We start from the raw sequence: 23,244 nt of genomic DNA, 5'->3' as shown, positions 1-23,244 counted from the left end.
GTGTTGTGGCAGCACTTTTCAAGGGTGTGGCTTCGCGGCCCTCATGCCGAATCCCACGCCCGCAAGTGCCACGGGTGTCGTTCGGTCAAGCGGACAACAAGTCTGGAAAAAGGTCTGCGAGTGAAGCGCCGGGCTCCCACAGTTCTGCACGCCAACCGCAATCACGTGCCGCCTTCACGTTCGGCGCGCTGTCATCGATAAAGAAAATCCTTTCTGCACTCACGCGACGACTAATTTCCTTGTAGAATTCATGGTGGGGCTTACAAATCCCAATCTCCGCCGCGTAGTGGATCGCCGAAAACAAACTCTTGAGCGCCATAACATCCCAGGTGTAAGCGGCGCGCTCGTGTTCCTGGACTGTCGCGAGGTGCATCTCCACACCAACGCTGCGGAGATGGGAAAGCTGTTCGTATAGGTCTTTGTCTATGAAAGCGTCATTCGCGAACCAATATGAAATCAGGGTTTCTGCGCTCAAGTGGGGCGCGATGACGGCGAGACTCGCTTCCAGTCGATCTCGCAGTGAAGCGCGACCATGGACTACATCGCCCCAATGCCGTCGAAAGAATCCTTCCTGTAGCGCTTTCTTCGAAAGGCCAAGGTCGCGCTCAAGATTTGCAGCCCAACCCTCTGGATGCGGGTGCCTGACGATCACGCCATCCACATCGACCATCAGAACCTTCGTGTGCATCGGCCTCTCTCTTATCGTCTGCTCGACGTCGTCCGGCATTTCGCACCGGCACCACGGCGCCATCAGACTTTCCCGCTCGGCGCGTCGGACCCGTCACCCAGACCAGTCCATCATTACGTCTTGGACCCGTTCGCAGTTCGTCCGTAGGCACAGACCGACGACACGCCCCCTTGATGCACCAAGCGGCAACACGTCACCGATGAGCACCTATTGTCCGTCGGCATAGACCAACTGGTTGATGTCGCCGCGTTGTGGCGGCTTATGGCCAACCTATTCTGGTTTGGTGGCGCTACAAGGCGGCGAGCGCCCTCATACGCGATGAGGCTATGATGCACTGAACGCGTTTTGGAACCGCACGTGGACGACAGACTGCACGACCGACCCGTTCGCCTCATGGTTCGACTGCTCTATCTTGGCGCAGGATGTCTCATCATATCGAGCGTTCTGATCCTATGGTCGCCCCATCGTGCGGAGATAGTCATGGCGTCCGATGGAACCGTTGTTGAGCACCTTCCCGATGGACTTGTTTCAGGTAGGCTACGAAATGGCCAGCGCTTGCCCGTGTTGCGGTGTGAAGACACAAAGTCGACTATTGAACCGGTCGTGGCCTACGACCGAAGGGGGCTTCTAATCAGAGACGGCGAGTACACAATCAACCGCTTTCCTGTGTGGCAAAGACTGGATCTTCCGTTCGTATGGTCGTGTCCTCGCCCATCAGCGAGCGCGTCCATTCCCTGATGCACTTCTGCACCCCTACGTCACGTAGCTGCTCAGGTGGCCTCTTGGTTGTCGTCCACGTCCTCAACTGAGACATGCACGACCGTCGCGTCAATGGTCCCAAACGCACCAGCGCACGGCTCAAGTGTCACGCGGTGTTTGGGAGCATGTATCCCAATTCCGACCAGGCTGTTGTGATAGGTCAAGGGCGGACAGGCACTGATGGACAGTCCACCCAACACGTTCGGTGGGCCAAAACCTTTCAAGGCAACTTCGGCAACGTCCTTGAGCGAGAGGGCGATGGCCGCATGTTTGAACGGCTCTCCGCGACGTGGACCCGCACAACTCGTCGTCGCAACAAACCTGACAACAGCACCGTGGTCGCGGTGCACAGAGAGTTCCACGAGTTCGGCTGACTGGAAGTTCGGTTCGCCTCCGAACCAAGCAATCAGTTTGCCGCCGCCTGAAATCTGGTCCCACATCTCCGTCGCCACCTCACGCTTCGCGGACGCGCCACACCCGTTCCCCGGTGAATTCGTGTGTGGAGCCGTCAGGGCAACTCAATGCCCACACCGCGCTGTCGCTGCCGTCAGACAAGACGTTCAGCGTGGCACCAAGGTCGAACACAAAGCTTGTTGCGTTACTGGCAGCATCGACGGTAACGGCGAGCAGTCGCTGCCCGTCTATCTCGCGCGCAGCAGCGACAACCTCGTCAATGGCTGCATCGCTGTCTGCGAACTTCCCGTGGCCGATCTTCGCCTGCCAGCCGCCATGCACCCACAAGGTATACTCACCGATGGGTTTCACCACGCGGTGCGAAGCGCTCCTCTGCAAACGTTCTGACGTGGACCGAGACTGATACGGTTCACGGATCATGAGAGAGGGCTTGCCGAACTCAAACGAGAGCATGTTTCCATGACCGCGTTGGACCGACCAGCATGGCAGACCAATGATCAGAGCGAGCACGCCGTCGAAGTCCTGCACTGTCACCGCGTTTGTCTCGTGTTTATCTGGCCACTGAGCGCTCGTCATGACGGCGCAGGTATCTCAGCCGTCACCTCATCAGCAAAGGCCGCATCGATGATGGGACGGACCGGGTGGCCCGGTTCGAGCCAATGTGCGGCGATGTGGCGGACGAAAGCGTCGGGTTCTGACGGTATGTTGGATGGGCTAAGGACGTGGGTTGACGCGTTCAACAAGGCCGTGAGCGTTGGGCGGTGGTAGAGGTACAGCGCACCACCACGGATACAGCAATCTTTCGCATGGAAAGCGATCGCGGAAACGCCTTTAGCTTCGGCTGTTGCGATCAACTCGCCCAGGTCGGCTTGCAGGATGCGGGTAACCGTCCGCATCGGCAGATAGCCGATGGCCTTCGTCGGCCCGACAAGCGCCAGGTCTTTGAGGACGAAGGCTCGTTCGACGGGATCTGTGATCGTGAACTGCTTACGAACCATAGGCCACGCGTTGGGACGCCACCGCGATCATTCAGCGGCAGGTGGCTGCGGATGGCAAACGCGATCGGGATCCATCATGAACAGCCGGTTCCCGCAGCTACGCGGACGAATTCAGCTTCGTACGCCCGCCGCTCACGTCGCGAGAAGCGCGTGGTCCAGCGCATGGACCGTTCGCCCCAGGCGTCCCGTCATGGTCTCACCGGCCACGAGCGCGTTCACGATCGCTTCCTCGGTGGCGTCGACGGCCGCTTCGAACACCGTGTCGATGTCGCCTGAGACGAAGGTCAGGGAGCCCAGACCGGCGTCGCTCTGGGCGAGCGGGTCTCCCGCGGTCGTGAAGGCCAGGAAGATGTCTCCCGATCCGTCGCCGCCGAAGGAGCCGGTGCGGGCCATGCCCAGCACCATGCGCCGCGCCACCCGCTGCAGCTGCAAAGGGTGGAGAGGGGCGTCGGTTGCCAGGACGCCTATGAGGGAACCCTGGTCGCGCGAGAAGACGGTCGGCGCCCGGGACATCGTGCCGACGGGCTTGCCCAGGATGCTGAGGTTGCGCCGCCGCCCGAAATTGGCCTGCACCAGCACACCCAGGTGGTGGGTTGCGCCGCCGATGGAGAGCTGCCGCGAGGCGGTGCCGGTGCCTGCCTTCAGCTCATAGGCAATCATGCCGGTCCCGCCGCCCTGGCTGCCTTCGGGCACCGGACCTGAGGCGGCCGTATCGAGCGCCGCGCGGACATGCTCGTCCGTGATGGCCTGGGTGTCCATGTCGTTGAGCCAGTTGTCGCAGGTCTCGGCGACCACGGGCAGCACCCATCCATGGTCGCCGGGGCTCGCGGAGCGCTCGCGTGTCCAGCCGACGGCCGCCCGATGCGCCACGCCCACCGCGTGGGTGTTGGTCAGGAGCACGGGTCCGCGGAACCAGCCCGCCTCGCCCACCCAGTGCAGCCCGGTCATCTCGCCATTGCCGTTGAAGCTGTGCGCTCCGGCCCACACCGCGCTCCCGCCGTGCTCCTTCGGGACGATCGCGGTCACGCCCGTCCGGATCGCGCTGTCGCCGTCTCCTTCGATCAAAGTCGTCAGGCCCACGCGAACGCCGGGCACATCCGTGATGGCGTTGAACGGCCCAGGGCTTCCGGGGAAGGCGAGCCCGAGATCCCGTGCTCGCCGCTTTTGCGTCGTCATCCGTGTGCTCCGATCGTGCGGTTCAGACCGTTCGCCCGTCATAGCCGGGCGACGCTTCTCTCTCCCGGGCCAGGAAGCTTTCGAAATCCGGACCGGATGCGGTGCGCTCGAGCCTGCGGGCCTGCTCGTCCAGCCGTTGCAGGGCGGCCAGCCTGTCGGTGTTGTCGAGCCGGGCCTGCGAGACGGCGGACTTCATCACGCGGATCGTCTCGTCGTACACCTTGAGCGGCACGGGAAAGGGATGCCCGTCCTTGCCGCCGTGGGCCAGTGAGAACCGGGCCGGGTCGCTGAAGCGGTAGGGCGTCCCATGGACGACCTCCGCCACCATCGCGAGCGCCTCGACGGTCCTCGCCCCGACACCGGGGGTGAGCAGCACGTCCGCGAAGTCCCGCGGCCCGTTCTCGGCGGCGGCCGCCAGCGCCCCGCGCAGGCGCCGCAGCATGACGTCCTCGCCCCGCACGTCGTGGTGGCTGGGCATGACGAGGTGCGGCAGAAGGAGCTGGCTGGTCGGCGCCGGCTCGGGCTCGGGCTCGGGGACCTCCGTCAGGGCCGCCGCTTTCCGGGCGATCCCGTCGGGGCCCAGCGTGCCCAGGATGTCGAGCTGGGCGCGCCGCGAGGCGTCGGCGCGCCTGTCGGTGAGGTTCACGATGGTCCCGCCGCCGCGGCCCTCGATCGCCGCATGGGGCGCGTCGACGAAGCTGGTCAGCCCTTCGGACTGCCAGTGGTAGCGCCTCGCCTGGCGCAAGGCGCCGTTCATGCCCTGCTGGACGACCACCCACTGCCCGTCATCCGTGACGATGAAGCCGTGCAGGTAGAGCTGGAAGCCGTCCTGGACGGCCGCGCTGTCGACCTTGGCCACCAACCGGCTCGCCCGGGCCAGCTCCGACCCGTCGAAGCCCACGCGGTGCGCGATGGCCGTCAGCTCGCCGGGCGTCTTGCGCGAGTGGGTGCCGCGGCCGCCGCAGACATGCAGGCCCAGCTCTCTCGACCGCGGCGAGAGACCTCGTTTCAGCGCGCCGATCACGCTGGTGGTGATGCCCGAGGAATGCCAGTCCATCCCCATCACGGCGCCGAAGGATTGGAACCAGAACGGGTTGGCCAGCCGGCGCAGGAACTCGTCGCGGCCGTAATGCAGGATGATGGCTTCGCCGATCACAGCGCCCAGGCGCGACATCCGCTGGCCCAACCAGGCCGGCACTCGTCCCCCGTGCAACGGCAGGTCCGCGCGACCGCTTCGCTGGGCCATCCAGGTCCCCCGTGGTTTTCGTCTCGACGCAGGCCGCGGAAAGCCGGCGCGCTCCCGACGTCGCGTCTGCCTATCATACCGCGCACGGCGGCGGGTTGCCTGGGTCCGCGGCGCCCGTCGTGAGGTCGCGCCCCGGGACGGACGACCGATCCGGGGACGACATTCAGCAGGACGCCGAGGGCGTCCTGCTGGTGGGCGAGGCCACGACCGCCGGAGATGCCGTCAAGAGGGCTGTCTCTCGCCCCGGCCGTCGCCGAGACGGCCATCAGCGGCTCGGACGCGGATGGGACCGTGTGCCGGCTCCCCGTCTGCAGCTCGCGCTTCGGGCGCGGCAGACAGGCGAGGCCCTTGCGCAAAGGTCAGCGGCCAGGACCGGGCGCGTGAAGGCGGATCACTTGCTCGTGGGCAGGGCGTAGACGACCAGCTGATCGCCCACCTGGTCCTTCAGGATCGTATTGCCACCCGCGGCGAAGGCCACGTACTCACGCCCCTTGTATTCGTAGACGGCCGGGTTCGACACTGCCGGGGCCTGGACGATGTCGGACCAGAGTTCGCGGCCGTCGGCGAGGGAGTAGGCTCGGACCTTGGCATCCATGGAGGCTCCGATGAAGATCACGCCGCCGGCGGTGACCGCGGGGCCGCCGATCGTGACCGACCCCAGGGACTCCGGCATGTAGAACCCCCACTTCTGCGACGCGCCGATCGGCCGGCGCCACTTGATGTCGCCGGTGGTCATGTCGATCGCCGCAATCTCGCCGAAGGGCGGCTCCCAGCACGGCATGCCGAGCCAGTTCAGGGCATTCTGGAGCGACATGCCGTAGGGCGCCCCTTCCTGCGGGTAGTAGCCCTGCTCGTTCCCCGAGCCCGAGGCGAGCTTTTCGTATTCCTGCCGGGGATAGAGCTTGATGTACTGGACCACGTGGGAAAAGTTGACGATCGCGGTTTGGCCCTTGGGGTCGTAGCCGGCGCCCCCCCACTGAACGCCGCCGGCTGAATCGGGATAGGTGAAAGCTCCTTCACCCCTGTGTGTGGGGGGTGTGTACATTCCCTTGTACCAGAGCTTGTCCCACAGCCGCGTGCACTCGCCGAACCCCACCATGTTGGCGACGCTCCAGATGCCCGGCTTTTTCGATTGGTCGAGCAACGGCGCCGGCTTGGTCGGGAACGGCTGCGTGGGTGCGTAGACTTCGCCCTGGACACTGCCGTCTCCTCCGGGAACCGGCCGCTCCTCGATGGGCCAGACGTCCTGCCCCGTGCGCCGGTCCACCACGAACAGGAATCCCATCTTGGTGGCCTGCATCAGCGCCGGGATCTGCTTCCCGCCCACGGTGATGTCCATCAGGGTCGGCGCCGAGTTGATGTCGTAGTCCCAGATGTCGTGGTGGACCCATTGCCGCGACCAGACGACTTCGCCGGTCTCGAGATTCAGCGCGGTGGTCGAGGTGGCGAGCGGGATCTTCTCCGTTCGATTGCCGCCCCAGTAGTTTGGCGAGGGGCTCGACACCGGCAGGTAGACGAGTCCCAGGCCCTCGTCGACGGACATGGCCGTCCAGACATTGGCGGTGCCGGTGCGCGCCGCGACCTCCTGGGGGAGGGCCGCGAAGGACCACTGCCGTTCGCCCGTTTGCGGGTCCAGCGAGAACACCGTGCCGGGAGGGGCTTCCGCATAGGCCCAGTCCTTGCCGGCCCAGCCCAGGATCAGATGGTTGCCCGTGACGGTGGGGGGCTGCAGCAGGGACAATGGATACTTGTTGTTGACGTCGTTCCACTGGTTGACATCCACCACACCGCTCTTTCCGAACCGGGGACAGAGCTTGCCGGTGTCCGCATCAAGGGCGAAGAGCTGCGCATCCATGGTGCCGAGATAGACGATCTTCTGGCACGGCTCGCCGGCGATCGGGGACCGGCTTTCCCAGTAGGCGACGCCGCGGTTCTTGAGAGCCGGTTGGGTCAGAGCCTTCAAGGTCGACTTGGAATCGAAACTCCATTTCACGGCCCCTGTCCCGGGGTCCAGGGCAATGACCCGGTAGAACGGCGTGCCGACATAGAGGGTGTCATTGGCGAAGATCGGGGTCGCCGACCAGACGGAGGTCGGCAGGTTGCCCGAACCGTCGGAGGCATCGCCGGTGTGGAATTCCCAGGCCTTCGTGAGGGATCCGACGTTCTCGGCGGTGATCTGCGTCAGCGGGGAGTATTTCTGACCGTTGAGCTGCCCGTGAAACGTGTTCCAGGTCGGCCGGTCCGGGACGAGCGGTATCGGCCTTTGCTCGGGCAGGCGGCCTGTCGGCTGCTGGGCACCGGCAAGGCCGGGCGCGGCGGGCGATCCGCTGGGCGCGGGGGCCGTGGGTCCAGATTGCGCGGGTTGCTGGTTCGTGGAGGACGGACCCTGCTGTTCCGCGCCAGGGATCCCGCCCGATGTGGCGCCCGGCTTGCTGGTATCGTTCTGAGCGGCGGCAGGGTGGGCCAGAACAGCCATCGTCAGTGCGACAAGTGTCGCGGCCAGCGGGGCCGGCCGGACAGCCGAAACGTGCGAACGCAGGCTCATGCCACGTCTCCAACCGTGCGACGCCGGGTCGTCAGCGTGAGACCAAGCCCCACCAGGACGATGAGGATGGCCGCCATGAGCCACCAGGCGTGCAGGAAATAGCCTGCGCTCAAGGTCCCGATCGCGCCGAGAACTCCCAGGAGCCAGAACAGCCAGAACACCGCCCCCCGCGTGGCGGTGCGCAGGATCAGGCCATCGACCACGAGCGCCACGCTCGAGCCGATCACGAGCAAGGCGCCCGGGGCTCCCGTAATGCCGGTGAGGGGCGTCAGGTACGCATATGCGCTCAGGAGAACGCCTGCGGCCCCCGCGATCATGATGACCAGCGGGCCGAGGGGCCTGCGTGAAATGGCTGTCAACTCTGCCTCCACATGCGCCGCGCCGACCGGGCCGAACCACACGGTCTTCGGGTCAGTGGTTCAACTTCGCCGCCGAGCGCTGGTTCCCTCGTGGCCGCGGGCGATGTCGTCTCGCCCCGCGAGCGTCGAACTCTCCATCTCTGGAAGGGGCTGCTTGGCCTGGCTTCGGGGACTGCAGCACCGAGCTGTCCCGGCCGCCGCGACACGCGCATCCGTCACTGCACCGGCATCATGCGCCGAGCCCCTTCGACACGGGCTGCAGGGTCTTCAGTGAGGATAGCCGGATTTACCTCAACCGCTCCGACGACGAGAGCGCAAGCTTACCCCGGTTCATCACACGTCCAGCACCAGACGTGTCCCGTGGCAGCGGGACACACAGATCGTCATCACGGTGTTCGAGGCTTGCTCAGCTGGGGACAGAAAACCGTCGCGATGGTCGGGAGTGCCCGTGATCACACGGGTCAGGCACTGTCCGCACACGCCCTCCTGACAGGAGAACGGCACGTCCAGGCCCGCGTCCAGCAGCGTTTCGAGGATCCCCTCGTCAGGTCGGATGACAAAGCGTCTGCCCGCTCGCGCGAGCACGACTTCGAATTCCCCTTCCGCGAGCGCCCCGGCCTCGCCGAGCGCCTCGTCATCGGACGACGACATGGATGCCCCAGCTATTGGGCCGCCGACCGGTCGGCATAGCGCTTCTGTTCCGCGGCCAGCTTGCGGGCGAAGAGGCGTTGCACCTGAACCGATCCGGCGTCGGCCTTGAGGATGACCTGCGGCGGCAGTTGGCCGAGGTCGATACGGCGCTGCACCGCCTCCACGACGACGAGATCTTCGTTGAACGCCTTTGTCGCCTGCTCGGTGACGTTGCGCTCGCAGGTCCGGTCATCGAGGGCGAAGTTCCTCAGCAGGAACCAGAAATAATGCGTGGTCTTGTCGGTCTCGGGCGTCAGGAAGTCGATGCCGCGAATACAAAGAAGTCGGCTGCTGTCGCCGCCACGGAGGCTGACCGAGCGGGTGAGCGAGTCGGCCGCCAGATCGAGATCTTCTGGCGAGATGCTGTCGGCCGGCGCGGTGCCTGTGTCGATGATGCACAGTGATGGCGGGGCGACGCGATAGACCTGCCAGCGGTGGACATTGCCCTTGTAGTTGCCGAGGCTTTGGAAGAACGGTGCGGGCGGACTGTCACGCACGATGCGGGTCACGGCGACATGATCCTCGTGAACGGAGGTCTCGATAGGAAGCTCCGCCTCGGTCGAGTTGCTGAGGGTCTTGGCATGGACGTAGGTCACGTGGGACGGATCGATGAGGTTGTCCGTCATCAGCTGGTAGCCGCCCTTGTAGTGCATCCGCTCGCCGCGGGAGGGAGCCCACTGGCCGTCGCTCATCTGCGGAATGTCGATGATGAGGGCGGGGTCGGCTTGTTCGGCATCGCCCATCCAGATCCAGATCCAGCCGTACCGCTCGACCACGGGGAAACTGCGCGTGCGGGCGTTGCGCGGAATGGTCTCCTGCCCGGGGATGCGCACGCAACGGCCCGAGCCGTCGAACGTCATTCCGTGGTAGCCGCACACCACCGTATCGCCCTGCACATAGCCGCCTGACAGAGGCATGAACTTGTGCGGGCAGGAGTCCTCCAGCGCGACGACGGACCCGTCGTGCCGGCGAAAGAAGACCAGCGGAACGTTCAGGATGGTGCGGGCCAGGATCGTGCGGGTCACCTCGTGGTGCCAGGCCGCGACGTACCACGTGTCCTTGATGAACATGCCTGTGTGCTCCTGCCGGTTCGGAGCGCTGCCACGGCAGCTGGCGCGGCTTCTCGATGAGCGGCCGGGCCGGCGTCGAGGCGAACGGTCCTCGGGATGCGTTTCCGAATTTTCTAACGCTTGTAAGTTTTTTGAACGTTAGCCCGGGTGTTCAGGATGCGCAAGCAGGGACGAGAGCTTGATTTCGGGCTTCCGAGGTTCTTGAACATACTGGAGAACTGAGCTTGCGAGACTCCGGTTTCATCCTCTCGGCACAAGTGGAGAGAAGAAGCCGGCAAGGTTGCGCGGCCTTTCAAAGGGGGCTGAAACCGCTCTTCCGGGTCCCTGTTCCAGGGGTTCGATGTCCTTGGTTGGCCCGATTTTGTCCCTGTTCCGCAACCACGGACTTGCACGGACAACGCACAGTCCCGGCGGAATTGTCCATGAAGAGGGGGCAAAACGGCCCGCGATCTTTCATCGCGATCCGTGACAGGAACGGGTGAAAGCAAGATGATATTCTGCTGACAGGTGGCACATTAATCTTGGGGCCGGCCCGTTGTCCCTGGAACCGAGCGTCTAGCGCTCGTGTTGATCTGGGCTCGCCAAGTCGAGGCGACGCAAGGAATGGGATTGGAGGGGGCCGTGTGCACTGGATGAGCGCCCACTGGTGTTGAAATGAACAATGAACCTCAAGACGGCGATCGCGCGGATCAGCATGAGAAGGCCATTGTTGCAGATACCGTTCCTGATGAGCGGGAAGCCGTCCTTCTGCGCAACGCGCTGTCGCGGGATCTCTCACCCATGGAGCGGATCGGGATCGGCCTGAAGGCGCTCTACAACTATCCGCTGCTCGAACAAATTCCCGAAAGACTTCGTGTCCTGCTGGGGCATCTGCATACCAAACACAAAGCCGGCGACAAACGGGACGACTGACGCGCGGCGTCACTCGCCCTCGGCATGACGCGGCTTCGCACGACGTCGAAACGACCTCGCGACGGTGTGCATCGGCTGAGATCGTCGGGGCGGACGCTGGTTCTTTAGGCCCCGACCGGTCGCATAGGATCAGGATCGTCCCACGTCGGCCCGGTCCGGTGGACTCTCGGGACCGCGCGTCAGCCGGACGCGTGCCCTTTGCCCAGTTCGGCGCGCACCTTCTCGGCCGAGCTGCCGACCCTGGCGACCGTCGCCCTGAGCTGGTCCTCGGTCACGCCGAGCGCCTTCGTCCAATAGCGCACCTCGTGGTCCTGATGCAGGTTGATGCGGCTGCGGTCCTGGGCGCCGCGGATCTCTGGATTGTCGGCCATGGCTGTTCCTCCACGGGAAAGCAACGCACGACCCGTCGCCGGGGTTCAATGAACCTTCCGACGCGTTGACGCGGCGGGCACTCGTTTCGTCCTCGTCCGATCGGGCAAGCGCTGGGTGCTAGCTCGTCGAGAGTTGGCGCAACGCCGACGTGACCTGGGCCATGGTGTAGGGCTTGCGGAGGAAGAGGCTGCCGGCCACCATGGGTGGCAGGGGCGGGGCGTGTCCGGTGACGTAGATCACGGGTCGCAACGGATGGAGAAAGCGGAACTCGAAGGCCACGTGCCAGCCGTCCAGCGCTCCGGGGAGGCGAATGTCGGTCATGAGCCAGTCGATGCCGTCCGCGTGCTCCCGGATGAGGTGCAGGGCTTCTTCGCCATCGCCAGCCTGGAAGACATCAAAGCCTTCATCCTCCAGGTTTGCCGCGATGGTTTCGCGCAGGAGAACTTCATCCTCGACCAACAAGACGCGCTGTCGCCCATTCGAGGCCATGTCGTTCCCACCGTGCCGCTGTCGCCACCCAGTCACGCGTCGCCAAGCCAAAGGTCCTGCACATTCAGTCTTGCGCGACGGGAGTTGGCAAATCCGCGATGCCGGCATCATGAACGACGCGTTGCGTGAGCGTTGCCGTAGCGGGGCCAGGGCTGATCCGCAAAACTGGCTTCCGGCCCGCCGAGATTGTACTCCCTTACGTCGCGTGCGAGGACGGCAAGGTCGACCGGGCCTCTCCATCGGCCGCCCGTCCGACCGGTGGCAGGCGAGGGCCGGTGCCGCCGGTTCCTGCCCCTGAGGTCCCCGGTCGGTGCTCCCTTCGCGTTCGTCCCCATGCCCCACAGCGACCAGACGTCTCCCATGCCGACCCTGCCCGTCTCCCGACTTCACCCGCCGCGCGAAGGCCTCACCGTCCCGGTCCGGGGGCTGCGGTATCACGTGCGTCGGTGGGGCGATCCGGCGGCGCGCCCGCTCCTGCTGCTGCATGGCGTGCGGGACTGCGGGGCCACGTTCCAGTTCATGATCGATGGCCTGTGCTCGTCCTGGAACGTGGTGGCGCCGGACTGGCGCGGCCATGGGCTGTCGGACCGCGCGTTCGGAAGCTACTGGGCGCATGATTTCATGGCCGACCTCGACGTCCTGCTCGACACGCTGTTCCCCGACACCGCGCCGGACGTCGTCGCCCACAGCATGGGAGGCAACGTCGCCACGCTGTGCTTTTCGATGCGGCCCGAGCGGGTGCGCAGGCTCGTCGCGCTCGATTCTGCGGGGCCGATGGGCCGGCGACTGCCGGTCGATGCACGGCGCGTGCTGACCGACTGGCTCGCCATGGCGAGGCCCGGCAAGGTGCCCGGGGGATATGGGAGCCTGCCGGAGGTGGTCGAGCGCATCCTCGCCTCCAACCGGCGGATGTCGCAGGTCCAGGCCCACTTCCTGGCGGAGGTATCGACGCGACGCGACGAGGACGGCCGCTACCGCTGGCTCTACGACCCGGTGCTGAGGTTCCCGCTGCCGACGCTGCACAGCGCGGAGGAATGGCGCGCCGTGTGGTCGAGCTTCACCGCTCCCTTCCTGTGGATCGGGTCGTCCGATCCGCGGCCGGAGGCTCCCCCGTTCGATGACGAGCACGTCGCGCTGCGCAGGTCGTTCAGGCCCGACGCGGAGATCGTCCGTCTGGACGACACGGGACACAACGTCCACCATGATCGGCCGGGCGACGTGGCCCGGCTCGTCGAGGCGTTCCTGCAACGCTGAACGTCCGATCGTGACGGGGCGGCGTCGCGGCCGGCCTCAGGAGGTCCAGCGCGCGCTGGACCGCATCGCGACGGGACCGCCCTGGCTCGCGGTCCACAGCTCCAGGCCCGAATCGTCGGCTCGCGCATGGACGAAGAACGGCGCCGTGTCGAACAGCGGCGTCTCGCCGCGATAGGCGAACACGTCCGGGCGCCGGCCGCGCACCTCCGTGGCCAGGCGGAACATGAGGGTCGCCATCATCGGCCCCTGGACCACGAGGCCGGGGTAGCCCTCCACGCCCACGGCATAGTCGCGGTCGTAGTGGATCCGGTGCGCATTGAACATCAGCGCCGAGTAGCGAAACAGGAGCGAGGTCGTCGGATCCACCCGGCGCCGGTCGGTGCCCTCGGGGGCCGGGGCCGGCGAGGACGCCGGCGCGCCGCGGCCGGGCTCATCGCGGTAGACGATGAACTGCACGTCCTCGAGGATCTGCCGTCCGCCCGCCGTGAGGGCGTGGTGCACGGTGACGAAGCACAGCGTCCCCGAGCGGCCTTCCTTCACAACCACGTCGGCGATCCTGGAGACGCGCCGAAGCCGTTCGCCGATCCGCAGGTCGTCGTGCAGGCGCACCTCGCCGCCCGCCCACATGCGGCGGGGCAGCGGCACGGGCGGCAGGAAATCGCCGCGCTCCGGGTGCCCGTCACGGTCGAGGGCGGTCGTCGCCACGATGGCCTGGGGCAGGCAGAAGTGCAGCAGGTGCGGAACCGCCGTCCCGGCGGTCCAGGGTGTCTCGAGGTCGTCGAAGGTCGCCAGGAAGCGCCGGGCGAAATCCTCGCCCACCTCGTGCTCGGAGTGGTCCTCGCGCCCGATCCATCCCCGCAGGTGCGCTTCGTCCAGGCTGCCGCCGATCATGACGTCTTCTCCGTTGCCGGGTCCGTGCCCGAGGGCTCCCCGCCCAGCGCGGGGACGGCCCGGTAGGTCCGCGGCTGGTCGGCCACCAGGGGAGCGGGGGCCGGCATGGTCACCGGGCCGGCGGGCGTCTCGACGGTGATCTCGCGCAGGTGCGGATGCTCGCTCAGGCCCGCCATGTCGTTGACGGCGGCGAAGGCCGTGTCCGCCGCCTCCAGGCGCGCCATGGCCTCCCCCGCGTCGAGGGATGCGAAGGTCGCCGCGACGATGCCGTCCGTGTCGGGACGGTTGCGCAGGCGCGCCACGGTCGTCGCGAACCGCTCGTCCCGCACCAGGTCGGGCCGTTGCAGGAAGGCCTCGCAGAAGCCCGCCCACTCCCGGTCGCTCTGGATCGAGATGAGGATGTCCTTGCCATCCTGCGTGCGGAACACGCCGTAGGGCGCGATGGAGGGGTGGGCCAGCCCCAGCCGCTTGGGCGGACGCCCCGCCCGGGCGTGGAGCAGGGGCACCGTCATCCAGTCGGCCATCACGTCGAACATGGAGACCTGGATGTCCCGGCCGCGGCCCGTGATGCCGCGCCCGATCAGCGCCTCCAGGATGGCGGCGTGCGCCGTCGCGCCGGTGGCGATGTCCACCACGGAAATGCCGACGCGGGCCGCCGATTCGGGGCCGCCGGTGATCGAGGCCAGGCCCGATTCGGCCTGGATCAGCAGGTCATAGGCCTTGCGCCCGGCAAAGGGGCCGCTCTCGCCGAACCCGCTAATCGAGCAGGTGACGAGCCGGGGGAAGGCCTCGCGCAGGGTCTCGATGGCGAGGCCCATGCGCGCGAAGGCGCCGGGCTTCAGGTTCTGCACGAGCACGTCGGCCGAGCCGATCAGGTCGCGCAGGGCCTGCCGTCCTTCCGCCCGGGCGAGGTCGAGGACCCGGGATTCCTTGCCCCGGTTCAGCCAGACGAAATAGCTGGACTGGCCCTTGGCCGCATCGTCGTAGCCCCGGGCGAAATCGCCCTCCGGCCGCTCGATCTTGATGACCCGCGCGCCGGCGTCGGCGAGCCGCGACGTGCAGAACGGGGCCGCCACGGCCTGCTCGACCGCGACGACCGTGAGCCCCTCGAGGGGCAGTCGATCCCCGCGCTCCATCAGAACGACCTCGGCAGGCCCAGCAGGTGCTCGGCGACGTAGGACAGGATCAGGTTCGTCGAGATCGGCGCCACCTGGTAGAGGCGCGTCTCGCGGAACTTGCGCTCGACGTCGTATTCATGCGCGAAGCCGAAGCCACCGTGGAACTGGATGCAGGCGTTGGCGGCCTCCCAGCTCGCCTTGGCGGCCAGGTACTTCGCCATGTTGGCCTGGGCCCCGCAGGCGAGCCCGGCGTCGAACAGCCGGCAGGCCTCGAAGCGCATCAGGTTGGCGGCCTCGATCTCGATGTAGCTCTCGGCGATGGGGAACTGCACGCCCTGGTTCTGGCCGATGGGCCGGCCGAAGACGACGCGGTCCTTCGCATAGGCGGTCACCTTGTCGATGAACCAGTAGCCGTCGCCGATGCACTCGGCCGCGATGAGCGTGCGCTCGGCGTTCAGGCCGTCCAGGATGTACTTGAACCCCTTGCCCTCCTCGCCGATCAGGTTCTCGGCCGGGATCTCCAGGTTGTCGAAGAACAGCTCGTTGGTCTCGTGGTTGACCATGTTGGGGATGGGGCGCACCTCCATCCCCTTGCCGATCGCCTCCCGCAGGTCGACGAGGAAGATGGACATGCCCTCGGACTTCTTGCGGACCTCGGCGAGCGGGGTGGTGCGGGCCAGGAGGATCATCAGGTCCGAATGCTGGACGCGGGAGATCCACACCTTCTGGCCGTTGACGACGTAGCGGTCGCCCTTGCGCACGGCGGTGGTCTTGAGGCTCGTGGTGTCCGTCCCTGTGGTCGGCTCCGTGACGCCCATGGATTGCAGGCGCAGGTCGCCGGTGGCGATCCTGGGCAGGTAGAGCCGCTTCTGCTCCGGCGAGCCGTGCCGCACCAGGGTGCCCATGTTGTACATCTGGCCGTGGCAGGCGCCGGAATTGCCGCCGGACCGGTTGATCTCCTCCATGATCACGGAGGCTTCCGCGAGGCCGAGGCCCGATCCGCCGTGCTCCTCGGGTATGAGGGCCGCCAGCCAGCCGGCCCTGGTCAGCGCGTCCACGAAGGCTTCCGGATAGCCGCGCTCGGCGTCGATGCGACGGTGATACTCGGGCGGGAACTGGGCGCAGAGCGCGCGCACCGCCTCCCGGATCTCCTGGTGGTCGTTACGCGACGTGGGAACCAGTTCAGGCATGCCAGTCTCCGGCTAGGGCTCGTCAGGCGTTGCAGCGAACATAGCGCGTCGCCGCGCCGCGATGTTCGATTCTCTCGACCCGCCCGGTCGCGACGAGCCGGTTCAGGTGCGCGAGGACCTCGGCCAGCGCAAAGCCGATGCCGTCCACGTCGGTGACCTTCGGGAACATCGCCAGCGCGACGTCCCGCGCCGTCCGCGGTTCGTCCAGAAGGGCCTGCGTCAGGTCGAGCCTGTCCTTGTGATGGTCGCGCAGGGCCGCGATCCGCGCGCCGATGCCCCGGTAGGGCAGGCCGTGGGAGGGCAGCACCAGCGTGTCGTCGGGAACGGTCGCGAAGGCCTCGAAGGAGGCGATGAAATCCCCCAGCGGGTCGCCGTCCGGCGTCGTTTCCCAGACGGCGACCACGGGCGAGATGTGCGGCAGCAACTGGTCGCCGGCGATGAGGATCCCGCCCTCGCGGTCGAAGAGGCTGGCGTGGAAGAAGGCGTGCCCCGGGGTGACGATCACCTCCCAGCGCCGGCCGCCGAGCACGATCTCCTGGCCGTGGCGGATCTCGCGCACGGCTCCCGGCAGCGGCATCGCCAGGGCGATCATCTCGTCGCGGCCCTTCAGCTGCGCGTCGATCTCCGGCCGGGTCAGGCCGGAGCGCTCCAGGTAGTCGCGATGCTCGGCCCTCGCGCCGCCGAGATTCGGGTCGTGCGCGCCGCGCGCCCAGAGCCACTCACCCAGCGTGGAGACGAAGGGGCAGTCGAAGCGCCCGCACAGCCAGCCGGCGAGGCCGATATGGTCGACGTGGCCATGTGTGGCGAGAAGCCGCACCGGGGGGCGGGCGGCCATCGGGCCCGCCAGAATGTCCTCCCACGCGGCACGGATCTGCGCGGTGTCGCAGCCCGTGTCGACCACCGTCCAGCCGTCCTTCTCCTCGAGGAGCCAGACGTTCACATGGTCGAGGCGGAAGGGCAGGGGAAGGCGCGCCCACAGAAGGCCGGGCGCGATGCGCGTCACCTCGCCGGGATAGGACGGCCAGGGAAACTCGAGCGAGGGCGCCATGCTGAACTCCACCGGGCGGAGGTTGGGCGCGACGGATCGCATCGGCGCTCACAAATCTAACTAGCGTTAGAATGCGGGAAAGTCTATCGTCAAACGGCTGCTCCACAAGGACGGTGCCGGCACGGGCGGCGAAAGCCCTGCGGGAGGAACGAAGCATGTCGCTCGTGACCGTCGACCACCCGGGCGAGGCCATCGCGCTGGTGACGCTGAACCGGCCCGAGCAGCGCAACGCCCTGAGCCCCGAACTGCGCGAGGCGCTGCGCGACACGTTTCTCGGGCTGGCGCGCGACGAGAGCGTGCGCGTCGTGGTGGTGACCGGGGCGGGGAAGACCTTTTCCGCCGGCGCCGACATCCGCTCGATGGTGGACGTGGGCCCCTACGACATGATGCGGCGCGGCGACGAGGAGAACTGGGCGGCCATCCGCCAGTGTCCCAAGCCCGTCATCGCCGCCGTGGCCGGCCATGCGCTGGGCGGCGGCTGCGAGCTCGCCATGCACTGCGACATCATCGTGGCCGGGGAGGGCGCCCGCTTCGGGCAGCCCGAGGTGCGGCTGGGAATCATGCCCGGTGCCGGCGGCACGCAGAATCTCACCCGCGCGCTGGGCCGTCATCGCGCCTTGCTGCACCTGCTGACGGGCGACAGCCTGACCGCGCGGGAGGCCTTCGACGCGGGGCTCGTGAGCGTGGTGGTCCCGGACGAGGTCCTGCGCGAGCGGGCGCTCGAGCTTGCCGGGCGCATCGCCGCGATGCCGCCCTTGGCGGTGCGCGAGATCAAGCGCGTCGTCCACGCCGGTGCCGATGCCCCGCTCGACGTGGCGCTGCACCTTGAGCGGCGCGCCGCCTACATGCTGTTCGACACGCAGGATCGCCGCGAGGCGATGCAGGCGTTCCTCGACAAGCGTCCCCCGACGTTCGGGGGACGATAACGAGCCGTCGACAAACTTTCGAACAACTGTTAGAGTTTTTGGAAAGGACGCCGGATGAGCGTGCCTGTCACGATCGGGAGGATGATGGTGGGGGGAACGGCGACGCGTTCGCTGGATCTGCCGGCCCCGGCAGGGGAGACCCGGCCGTGCTGACGGTGGAGAACGTCCAGCTCTCGTTCGGCGGCGTGAAGGCGCTGACCGGCGTCAGCGTCGATGCCGCGACCAGCAAGATCACCGCCGTCATCGGCCCCAACGGCGCCGGCAAGACGAGCCTCTTCAACGTCATCTCCGGCTTCTACAAGCCGCAGACCGGGCGGGTGGTCCTGGACGGTGAGGACATCACCGCCATGAAGCCCCACACCCGGGCCTACCGGGGCATGTCGCGGACCTTCCAGAACATCGCCCTGTTCGCGGGCATGACCGTCCTCGACAACGTCAAGCTCGGCGCCCACACGCGTCTCACGGGCGGCCTCATCGCCAGCGGCCTGCGCCTGCCCTCGGCGCGTCGCCAGGAGGAGGAGCTCGACCACGAGATCCGGCGCAACGTCATGGGCCTCCTGGAGCTCGACCACGTCCAGGACAGCTATGTCGAGGATCTCGCCTACGGCCTGCAGAAGCGCGTCGAGCTCGCCCGCGCCCTGGTCATGCGTCCGAAGATCCTGCTGCTCGACGAGCCGGTGGCCGGCATGAACCGCGAGGAGAAGCGGGAGATGAGCCGCTTCGTGGTCGACGTCCGCGATCGCCTGAACACCACGGTTCTCCTCATCGAGCACGACATGGGCATGGTCATGGGGATTTCCGACCACATCGTCGTGCTGTCGTTCGGCAAGCCCATCGCCTCGGGCACGCCGTCCGAGATCGGCAAGAACCCCGAGGTCATCAAGGCCTATCTCGGCGGTGCCGAGGAGCGGTCCGATGCGGCGGCATAGGAACGGTCGATGAACTCGCTCCAGTTCTTCCTCGAGTACTCGATCGTCGGCATCGCCTCGGGCGGCGTCTACGCGCTGATCGCGCTCGGAATCGTCATCATCTTCAAGTCGTCGCGCACCTTCAATTTCGCCATGGGCGAGATGATGATGCTGTCGGCCTACATGTTCTACACGGCGGCGGTCACCTTCTCGCTGGGCATCCTGGCGGGCTTCGCGGCCGCGATCGCCGGATCGATCGTCGTCGCCCTCGTGATCGAGCGCTTCGCGCTGCGTCCGATGATGGGCCGGCCCTTCATCGCCATCGTCATGGTGACGTTCGGCATCGGCTCCATCATCCGCGGCCTCGTCGGCATGATCTGGGGTCCCAACGACCTGCAGATCCCGCCGATCCTGGCCCGCACGCCGGTCATGGTCGGGGACATCTTCATCCCCGGCAAGACCGCGCGGGCCTCGGCCATCGCCATCGCCATCGTCGTCGGCCTGATCCTGTACCTGCGCTACTCCCGGGCCGGCGTGGCGCTGCGCGCGGCGGCGGCCGACACGGTCACGGCCGTCTCGATGGGCATCGACGTGCGCAAGGTCGTGGCCTTCACCTGGGTCATCGCGGCCATCACGGGCTGCATCAGCGGCGTGCTGATGGCCAACGTCAACACGCTCACCCCGCACCTGGGGCTCGTCGCGCTGAACGTGCTGTCGGTGATCATCCTGGGCGGCATGAACTCCATCGGCGGCGTGCTCGTCGCGGGCGTCATCATCGGCTGGCTTGAGGCCGTCACGGGGCTCATGCTGGGCACGGCCTTCCGCGAGATCACGCCCTACATCCTGGCTTTGCTGGTGCTGCTGGTGCGGCCGACAGGGCTCTTCGGCACCAAGGGAATCGAGAGGATCTGATGGTGAGCAACGTCGAGGCCGGGCAACGCCCCGCGCCAGCCGCCCGCTCTCTCAACCGCCAGCGGCTCATGCTGCTGGTCGGCCTCGCCGTGCTCCTCGTCCTGCCGCTGTTCGTACCGCGCTACTGGGTGTTCTTCGCCGGGCTGCTCGGCATCAACATCGTGGCCACGCACGGCCTGAACATCATGATGGGCTACACCGGGCTGTTGTCGCTCGGCCACGCGGCGTTCCTGGGTGTGGGGGCCTACACGGTGGCCCTGGCCCAGGCCCATCTCGGGCTGCCGTTCTGGATCGCCATCCCGCTCGCCGGCGTGTCCGCCGCGGTGATCGGCGTGGGCTTCGGCCTGCCGTCGCTGCGCATCCGCGGCCTGTACCTCGTCATCGCCACGCTGGCCGCGCAGTTCATCCTGAACTTCGTGTTCGTGCACTGGCAGGCCGTCACCAACGGCGACGTGGGGCTGACGGTGCAGCCGGCCAACGTCTTCGGCTTCCTGCTCAACACGGAGACGCGGGTCTACTACCTGATCCTCGCCGTCACCGTGCTGATGACGATCTTCGCCGCCAACGTCATCGACTCGCGCGTCGGCCGGGCCTTCGTGGCGATCCGCGAGCGCGACCTCACCGCCCAGGTCCTGGGCGTCGAGATCGTCGGCTACAAGCTCGCCGCCTTCGCGCTCGGATCGTTCTACGCCGGCGTCGCGGGCGGCCTGCTCGCCTATTTCAACCGCTTCGTGAACCCGGAGCAGTTCGGGCTGCTCCTGTCGGTCTTCTTCCTGTCCGCGGTGATCGTGGGCGGCATGGGGTCCATGCTGGGGGCCGTGCTCGGGGCCGTGTTCATGACGGTCCTGCCCGAGGTGCTGCGCGAGGGCGCGCTGGCCATCGGCACCACGCTGGGCTTCGACATCGCGAGCATCCTCGTTCCGCTGCGGGAGACGGTCTTCGGGCTTCTCATCGTATGCTTCCTCATTCTCGAACCGCGCGGCCTCGCCCATCTTTGGACGCGACTGCGCCAGAAGGTGCTGCGTTCCGGCTGAGGCCGGGCGCAGAGATCACGACAAGGGCAGCACAGACCTGGATCGACCCGAACAAGGTCGACATAACGTGGAGGAAAACATGTTCAGCAGACGCAAATTCCTGAAGGCGACGGGTGCCGCCGCCGCGGTGTCGACGTTCGGTATCCGCACCGCCAGCGCCGCCGACGACCTCAACTGGAGCATCCACTGCGACCTCACCGGTCCCGCGGCGGAAGGCGGCAAGTACCAGGGCGACGGCTTCCAGGCCTATGCCGACTGGATCAACGCCAAGGGCGGCATCCGCGGCCGCAAGGTCAACCTGACGATCAACGACTCGACCTTCAAGGTCGACGTCGCCGTCGCCAACGTGAAGAAGGCGCTCGCGCAGGGTCGCATCGACTATCTGTTCGGCGAGAGCACGGGCATGATCCAGGCGATCACGCCCGAGAACAACGCCACCAACAAGATCTTCATGACGTCGGGCTCGTTCGCCACCGAACTCGCCGACGAGAAGAACTACCCCTACCATTTCGTGCCGGGCGCCACCTATGGCGCGCAGCTGAAGATGCTGGTGCAGTACATCAAGCAGTCGGCCAAGGGTAAGCCGGCCAAGCTCGTCGTCGTGCACTCCAGCACGGCCATGGGCCGCGACGGCATCGACGACGCGGTGAAGGCCGCCAAGGAGGCCGGCATCGAGGTCGCCCTCGTCCAGCAGACGAAGTTCGTCGAGACGGACGTGAGCGCCTTCGCGCTGGCCATCCGCCAGGCGAAGCCGACCCATGTCATCCATCACGGCTACTCCTTCGCCGTGTGGCCGGAGATCGTCCGCCTCGTGCGCGACTACGGCATGGACGACGTCACCTTCCTGGGCACCATCTGGCAGAGCGAGCGCGCCAAGGTCGCCGAGATGAAGGACGTGTCGAAGGGCCTCATCGGCATCAAGGTGTGGAACGACGACACCAACAAGCCGGCCGGCCCGACCATGCAGACCATCGGCGAGATCCTGAAGAAGAAGGATCCGAAGTGGAACGGCTACGTCCGCCTCGGCTTCCTCGACGCCTGGATCAGCGGCATGATGGCGACGAAGGCCTTCGAGATGGTCATCGACTCCGGCAAGCCGGTGAACGGCGACAACCTCGCCGCGGCGATGCGCAGCGTGAAGAACTGGGACACCGGCGGTCTCATCGACGTGCCGGTCTCCATGATGGGCCAGCAGATCGGCCTCGGCCGGGTGATCAAGTTCAACCCGGCGCAGGGCGACATCATCGAGAACGTCACCGACTGGCTGCAGGTGGGCTGAGGGATGGCGGCCGCTCTCGAGATCAGGAACCTGGAAGTCGTCTACCAGGGCGTCATCCAGGCCGTGTCCGACCTGAGCCTCAAGGTTCCGGAAGGCAGCATCGTGGCCCTGCTCGGCGCCAATGGCGCCGGGAAGACCACGACGCTGAAGGCCATCTCCAACTTCCTGCCGCTCGAGAACGGCCGCGCCACCCGTGGCACCATCACCCTGGGCGGGGAGAACATCCAGCGATGGTCTCCCCACCACATCGCCCGCAAGGGCGTCTTCCACGTCCGTGAGGGCCGTCACGTCTTCGCCGAGATGACGGTGGAGGAGAACCTCGTGGCGGCCACCTTCGCGCAGCGCGCGCCGCGCTCGCGCAAGGCGGCCTTCGACGAGGTCTATTCCTACTTCCCGATCCTCTCCGAGCGCCGGACCCAGCCGGCCGGCTATCTCTCGGGCGGCGAGCAGCAGATGCTGGCCATCGGCCGCGCGCTGGTCGCCGATCCCGCGATGATCCTGCTCGACGAGCCCTCGCTGGGCCTCGCCCCGCTGATCGTGCGCGACATCTTCGAGATCGTCGCGCGCATCAACCGCGAGAAGAAGGTCTCGATCCTGCTGGTCGAGCAGAACGCCGTGATCGCGCTCAAATACGCCAGCTACGGCTACGTGGTGGAGAGCGGGCGCACCGTGCTCGAAGGCACGACCGAGCAACTGTCGAACGACCAGGACATCCGCCGGTTCTATCTCGGCGTCGATGCGCATGCCGAGGGCACCGCGGCGGCCTGAGCCGCTGCGCGCGCCGAGACCAGCGGTCTGGGCTGCCGTCTCGGAGCTTGTGAATCTTTCGGCCGTCCAGCTGGCACCTCCCTCTCGGCGTCCTGGCCGGGCCGAGCCCTTCGACATGCACACAATTGATTCTCGCTCGTAGAGCGCGTTCTCCCTCCCCTGCAGGGGAGGGTGGATCGCGCGAAGCGCGAGACGGGT

Annotated in this window: 23 protein-coding genes and 1 pseudogene; 8 read left to right on the top strand and 16 right to left on the bottom strand. The window is 66.8% G+C overall.

The genetic code is table 11. From position 1 onward, the window contains the following. Positions 1 to 85: 85 nt before the first annotated feature. From Q0Q47_RS28835 to Q0Q47_RS28790, 10 genes and pseudogenes are all read right to left on the bottom strand, one after another. Entirely contained in the window at positions 86 to 688 is a 603-nt protein-coding gene (locus Q0Q47_RS28835; RefSeq protein ID WP_293868256.1) for an HAD family hydrolase, read from the bottom strand. 770 nt (positions 689 to 1,458) lie between these two features. Continuing rightward, positions 1,459 to 1,899, bottom strand: a complete 441-nt coding sequence (locus Q0Q47_RS28830) for a hypothetical protein (protein WP_293868254.1) — start codon at positions 1,897 to 1,899, stop codon at positions 1,459 to 1,461. Position 1,900: 1 nt separating this feature from the next. Further along, the gene (locus Q0Q47_RS28825; protein WP_293868252.1) at positions 1,901 to 2,395 is read right to left on the bottom strand and encodes a hypothetical protein; all 495 of its coding nucleotides are present in this window, start codon (positions 2,393 to 2,395) and stop codon (positions 1,901 to 1,903) included. Positions 2,396 to 2,433: 38 nt separating this feature from the next. Next, on the bottom strand, positions 2,434 to 2,859 hold the full coding sequence (locus Q0Q47_RS28820; protein ID WP_293868250.1) for a hypothetical protein: 426 nt from the start codon (positions 2,857 to 2,859) through the stop codon (positions 2,434 to 2,436). 132 nt (positions 2,860 to 2,991) lie between these two features. Further along, positions 2,992 to 4,035, bottom strand: coding sequence for a P1 family peptidase (locus tag Q0Q47_RS28815; RefSeq protein WP_293868248.1), 1,044 nt, complete (start codon positions 4,033 to 4,035; stop codon positions 2,992 to 2,994). Between the two features lie 25 nt (positions 4,036 to 4,060). Then, positions 4,061 to 5,281: pseudogene (locus Q0Q47_RS28810) on the bottom strand (DUF763 domain-containing protein); the annotation flags it as partial. Between the two features lie 391 nt (positions 5,282 to 5,672). After that, on the bottom strand, positions 5,673 to 7,826 hold the full coding sequence (locus tag Q0Q47_RS28805) for a PQQ-binding-like beta-propeller repeat protein (RefSeq protein WP_293868244.1): 2,154 nt from the start codon (positions 7,824 to 7,826) through the stop codon (positions 5,673 to 5,675). After that, entirely contained in the window at positions 7,823 to 8,185 is a 363-nt protein-coding gene (locus tag Q0Q47_RS28800) for a hypothetical protein (RefSeq protein WP_293868242.1), read from the bottom strand. The genes Q0Q47_RS28805 and Q0Q47_RS28800 overlap by 4 nt, the downstream gene beginning before the upstream one ends. Positions 8,186 to 8,518: 333 nt before the next feature. Further along, positions 8,519 to 8,836, bottom strand: coding sequence for a 2Fe-2S iron-sulfur cluster binding domain-containing protein (locus tag Q0Q47_RS28795; RefSeq protein WP_293868240.1), 318 nt, complete (start codon positions 8,834 to 8,836; stop codon positions 8,519 to 8,521). 11 nt (positions 8,837 to 8,847) lie between these two features. After that, positions 8,848 to 9,945, bottom strand: a complete 1,098-nt coding sequence (locus tag Q0Q47_RS28790) for an aromatic ring-hydroxylating dioxygenase subunit alpha (RefSeq protein WP_293868238.1) — start codon at positions 9,943 to 9,945, stop codon at positions 8,848 to 8,850. Positions 9,946 to 10,599: 654 nt separating this feature from the next. Here Q0Q47_RS28790 and Q0Q47_RS28785 point away from each other — a divergent pair. Continuing rightward, complete coding sequence (locus tag Q0Q47_RS28785; RefSeq protein WP_293868236.1) at positions 10,600 to 10,857, top strand: hypothetical protein; 258 nt, start codon at positions 10,600 to 10,602, stop codon at positions 10,855 to 10,857. A gap of 179 nt (positions 10,858 to 11,036) precedes the next feature. On the opposite strand, the gene Q0Q47_RS28780 is transcribed toward Q0Q47_RS28785, so the two are convergent. Next, the gene (locus Q0Q47_RS28780) at positions 11,037 to 11,228 is read right to left on the bottom strand and encodes a DUF3606 domain-containing protein (protein WP_293868234.1); all 192 of its coding nucleotides are present in this window, start codon (positions 11,226 to 11,228) and stop codon (positions 11,037 to 11,039) included. A 118-nt stretch (positions 11,229 to 11,346) separates the two neighbouring features. Continuing rightward, positions 11,347 to 11,718, bottom strand: coding sequence for a response regulator (locus Q0Q47_RS28775; protein WP_293868232.1), 372 nt, complete (start codon positions 11,716 to 11,718; stop codon positions 11,347 to 11,349). Positions 11,719 to 12,078: 360 nt separating this feature from the next. Here Q0Q47_RS28775 and Q0Q47_RS28770 point away from each other — a divergent pair, with 360 nt between their 5' ends. Next, a complete protein-coding gene (locus Q0Q47_RS28770; protein WP_293868230.1) occupies positions 12,079 to 12,972 on the top strand; it encodes an alpha/beta hydrolase in 894 nt (297 codons plus the stop codon). Positions 12,973 to 13,008: 36 nt separating this feature from the next. Here Q0Q47_RS28770 and Q0Q47_RS28765 read toward each other — a convergent pair whose 3' ends face one another. From Q0Q47_RS28765 to Q0Q47_RS28750, 4 genes are read right to left on the bottom strand one after another with little or no spacing between them, the layout of a single operon-like run. Beyond that, on the bottom strand, positions 13,009 to 13,863 hold the full coding sequence (locus Q0Q47_RS28765) for a MaoC family dehydratase N-terminal domain-containing protein (RefSeq protein WP_293868228.1): 855 nt from the start codon (positions 13,861 to 13,863) through the stop codon (positions 13,009 to 13,011). Continuing rightward, positions 13,860 to 14,999 carry a CaiB/BaiF CoA-transferase family protein gene (locus tag Q0Q47_RS28760; RefSeq protein WP_293868226.1) on the bottom strand — a complete coding sequence of 380 codons (1,140 nt, stop codon included), beginning with the start codon at positions 14,997 to 14,999 and terminating at the stop codon, positions 13,860 to 13,862. The genes Q0Q47_RS28765 and Q0Q47_RS28760 overlap by 4 nt, the downstream gene beginning before the upstream one ends. Then, positions 14,999 to 16,171 carry an acyl-CoA dehydrogenase family protein gene (locus Q0Q47_RS28755; RefSeq protein WP_293868224.1) on the bottom strand — a complete coding sequence of 391 codons (1,173 nt, stop codon included), beginning with the start codon at positions 16,169 to 16,171 and terminating at the stop codon, positions 14,999 to 15,001. The genes Q0Q47_RS28760 and Q0Q47_RS28755 overlap by 1 nt, the downstream gene beginning before the upstream one ends. Positions 16,172 to 16,193: 22 nt before the next feature. Then, a complete protein-coding gene (locus Q0Q47_RS28750; RefSeq protein WP_293868222.1) occupies positions 16,194 to 17,219 on the bottom strand; it encodes an MBL fold metallo-hydrolase in 1,026 nt (341 codons plus the stop codon). Positions 17,220 to 17,374: 155 nt separating this feature from the next. On the opposite strand from Q0Q47_RS28750, the gene Q0Q47_RS28745 reads away from it, so the two are divergent. The 6 genes from Q0Q47_RS28745 (at position 17,375) to Q0Q47_RS28720 (ending at position 23,046) form a co-directional block, all read left to right on the top strand. Next, positions 17,375 to 18,145: an enoyl-CoA hydratase-related protein gene (locus tag Q0Q47_RS28745; protein WP_293868220.1), complete on the top strand. Its 771-nt coding sequence runs from the start codon at positions 17,375 to 17,377 to the stop codon at positions 18,143 to 18,145. Between the two features lie 146 nt (positions 18,146 to 18,291). Next, positions 18,292 to 19,074: an ABC transporter ATP-binding protein gene (locus tag Q0Q47_RS28740; protein WP_367278324.1), complete on the top strand. Its 783-nt coding sequence runs from the start codon at positions 18,292 to 18,294 to the stop codon at positions 19,072 to 19,074. A 9-nt stretch (positions 19,075 to 19,083) separates the two neighbouring features. Further along, a complete protein-coding gene (locus Q0Q47_RS28735) occupies positions 19,084 to 19,965 on the top strand; it encodes a branched-chain amino acid ABC transporter permease (protein ID WP_293868218.1) in 882 nt (293 codons plus the stop codon). Then, positions 19,965 to 20,999 (top strand): branched-chain amino acid ABC transporter permease, encoded by a 1,035-nt coding sequence (locus Q0Q47_RS28730; RefSeq protein ID WP_293868216.1) that lies wholly within the window; start codon positions 19,965 to 19,967, stop codon positions 20,997 to 20,999. The genes Q0Q47_RS28735 and Q0Q47_RS28730 overlap by 1 nt, the downstream gene beginning before the upstream one ends. A gap of 79 nt (positions 21,000 to 21,078) precedes the next feature. Then, positions 21,079 to 22,278, top strand: a complete 1,200-nt coding sequence (locus tag Q0Q47_RS28725; RefSeq protein WP_293868214.1) for an ABC transporter substrate-binding protein — start codon at positions 21,079 to 21,081, stop codon at positions 22,276 to 22,278. A gap of 3 nt (positions 22,279 to 22,281) precedes the next feature. Beyond that, positions 22,282 to 23,046 carry an ABC transporter ATP-binding protein gene (locus tag Q0Q47_RS28720; protein ID WP_293868212.1) on the top strand — a complete coding sequence of 255 codons (765 nt, stop codon included), beginning with the start codon at positions 22,282 to 22,284 and terminating at the stop codon, positions 23,044 to 23,046. Positions 23,047 to 23,244: the final 198 nt, after the last annotated feature.

It is taken from the genome of uncultured Alsobacter sp. (assembly GCF_945952055.1).
Classification (GTDB): domain Bacteria; phylum Pseudomonadota; class Alphaproteobacteria; order Rhizobiales; family Beijerinckiaceae; genus Alsobacter.
The sequence above is the reverse complement of the archived record's forward strand: the minus strand, read 5'-3'. Positions and strand labels throughout refer to the sequence as shown.

What these genes read in the sequence shown, in the direction of transcription:
- Q0Q47_RS28730 (WP_293868216.1), top strand. Translation starts at nt 19,965, where the DNA reads ATGGTGAGCAACGTCGAGGCCGGGCAACGCCCCGCGCCAGCCGCCCGC.
- Q0Q47_RS28805 (WP_293868244.1), bottom strand. Translation starts at nt 7,826, where the DNA reads ATGAGCCTGCGTTCGCACGTTTCGGCTGTCCGGCCGGCCCCGCTGGCC.
- Q0Q47_RS28820 (WP_293868250.1), bottom strand. Translation starts at nt 2,859, where the DNA reads ATGGTTCGTAAGCAGTTCACGATCACAGATCCCGTCGAACGAGCCTTC.
- Q0Q47_RS28735 (WP_293868218.1), top strand. Translation starts at nt 19,084, where the DNA reads ATGAACTCGCTCCAGTTCTTCCTCGAGTACTCGATCGTCGGCATCGCC.
- Q0Q47_RS28795 (WP_293868240.1), bottom strand. Translation starts at nt 8,836, where the DNA reads ATGTCGTCGTCCGATGACGAGGCGCTCGGCGAGGCCGGGGCGCTCGCG.
- Q0Q47_RS28760 (WP_293868226.1), bottom strand. Translation starts at nt 14,999, where the DNA reads ATGGAGCGCGGGGATCGACTGCCCCTCGAGGGGCTCACGGTCGTCGCG.
- Q0Q47_RS28770 (WP_293868230.1), top strand. Translation starts at nt 12,079, where the DNA reads ATGCCGACCCTGCCCGTCTCCCGACTTCACCCGCCGCGCGAAGGCCTC.
- Q0Q47_RS28790 (WP_293868238.1), bottom strand. Translation starts at nt 9,945, where the DNA reads ATGTTCATCAAGGACACGTGGTACGTCGCGGCCTGGCACCACGAGGTG.
- Q0Q47_RS28785 (WP_293868236.1), top strand. Translation starts at nt 10,600, where the DNA reads ATGAACAATGAACCTCAAGACGGCGATCGCGCGGATCAGCATGAGAAG.
- Q0Q47_RS28720 (WP_293868212.1), top strand. Translation starts at nt 22,282, where the DNA reads ATGGCGGCCGCTCTCGAGATCAGGAACCTGGAAGTCGTCTACCAGGGC.
- Q0Q47_RS28815 (WP_293868248.1), bottom strand. Translation starts at nt 4,035, where the DNA reads ATGACGACGCAAAAGCGGCGAGCACGGGATCTCGGGCTCGCCTTCCCC.
- Q0Q47_RS28725 (WP_293868214.1), top strand. Translation starts at nt 21,079, where the DNA reads ATGTTCAGCAGACGCAAATTCCTGAAGGCGACGGGTGCCGCCGCCGCG.
- Q0Q47_RS28750 (WP_293868222.1), bottom strand. Translation starts at nt 17,219, where the DNA reads ATGGCGCCCTCGCTCGAGTTTCCCTGGCCGTCCTATCCCGGCGAGGTG.
- Q0Q47_RS28835 (WP_293868256.1), bottom strand. Translation starts at nt 688, where the DNA reads ATGCACACGAAGGTTCTGATGGTCGATGTGGATGGCGTGATCGTCAGG.
- Q0Q47_RS28765 (WP_293868228.1), bottom strand. Translation starts at nt 13,863, where the DNA reads ATGATCGGCGGCAGCCTGGACGAAGCGCACCTGCGGGGATGGATCGGG.
- Q0Q47_RS28775 (WP_293868232.1), bottom strand. Translation starts at nt 11,718, where the DNA reads ATGGCCTCGAATGGGCGACAGCGCGTCTTGTTGGTCGAGGATGAAGTT.
- Q0Q47_RS28780 (WP_293868234.1), bottom strand. Translation starts at nt 11,228, where the DNA reads ATGGCCGACAATCCAGAGATCCGCGGCGCCCAGGACCGCAGCCGCATC.
- Q0Q47_RS28745 (WP_293868220.1), top strand. Translation starts at nt 17,375, where the DNA reads ATGTCGCTCGTGACCGTCGACCACCCGGGCGAGGCCATCGCGCTGGTG.
- Q0Q47_RS28755 (WP_293868224.1), bottom strand. Translation starts at nt 16,171, where the DNA reads ATGCCTGAACTGGTTCCCACGTCGCGTAACGACCACCAGGAGATCCGG.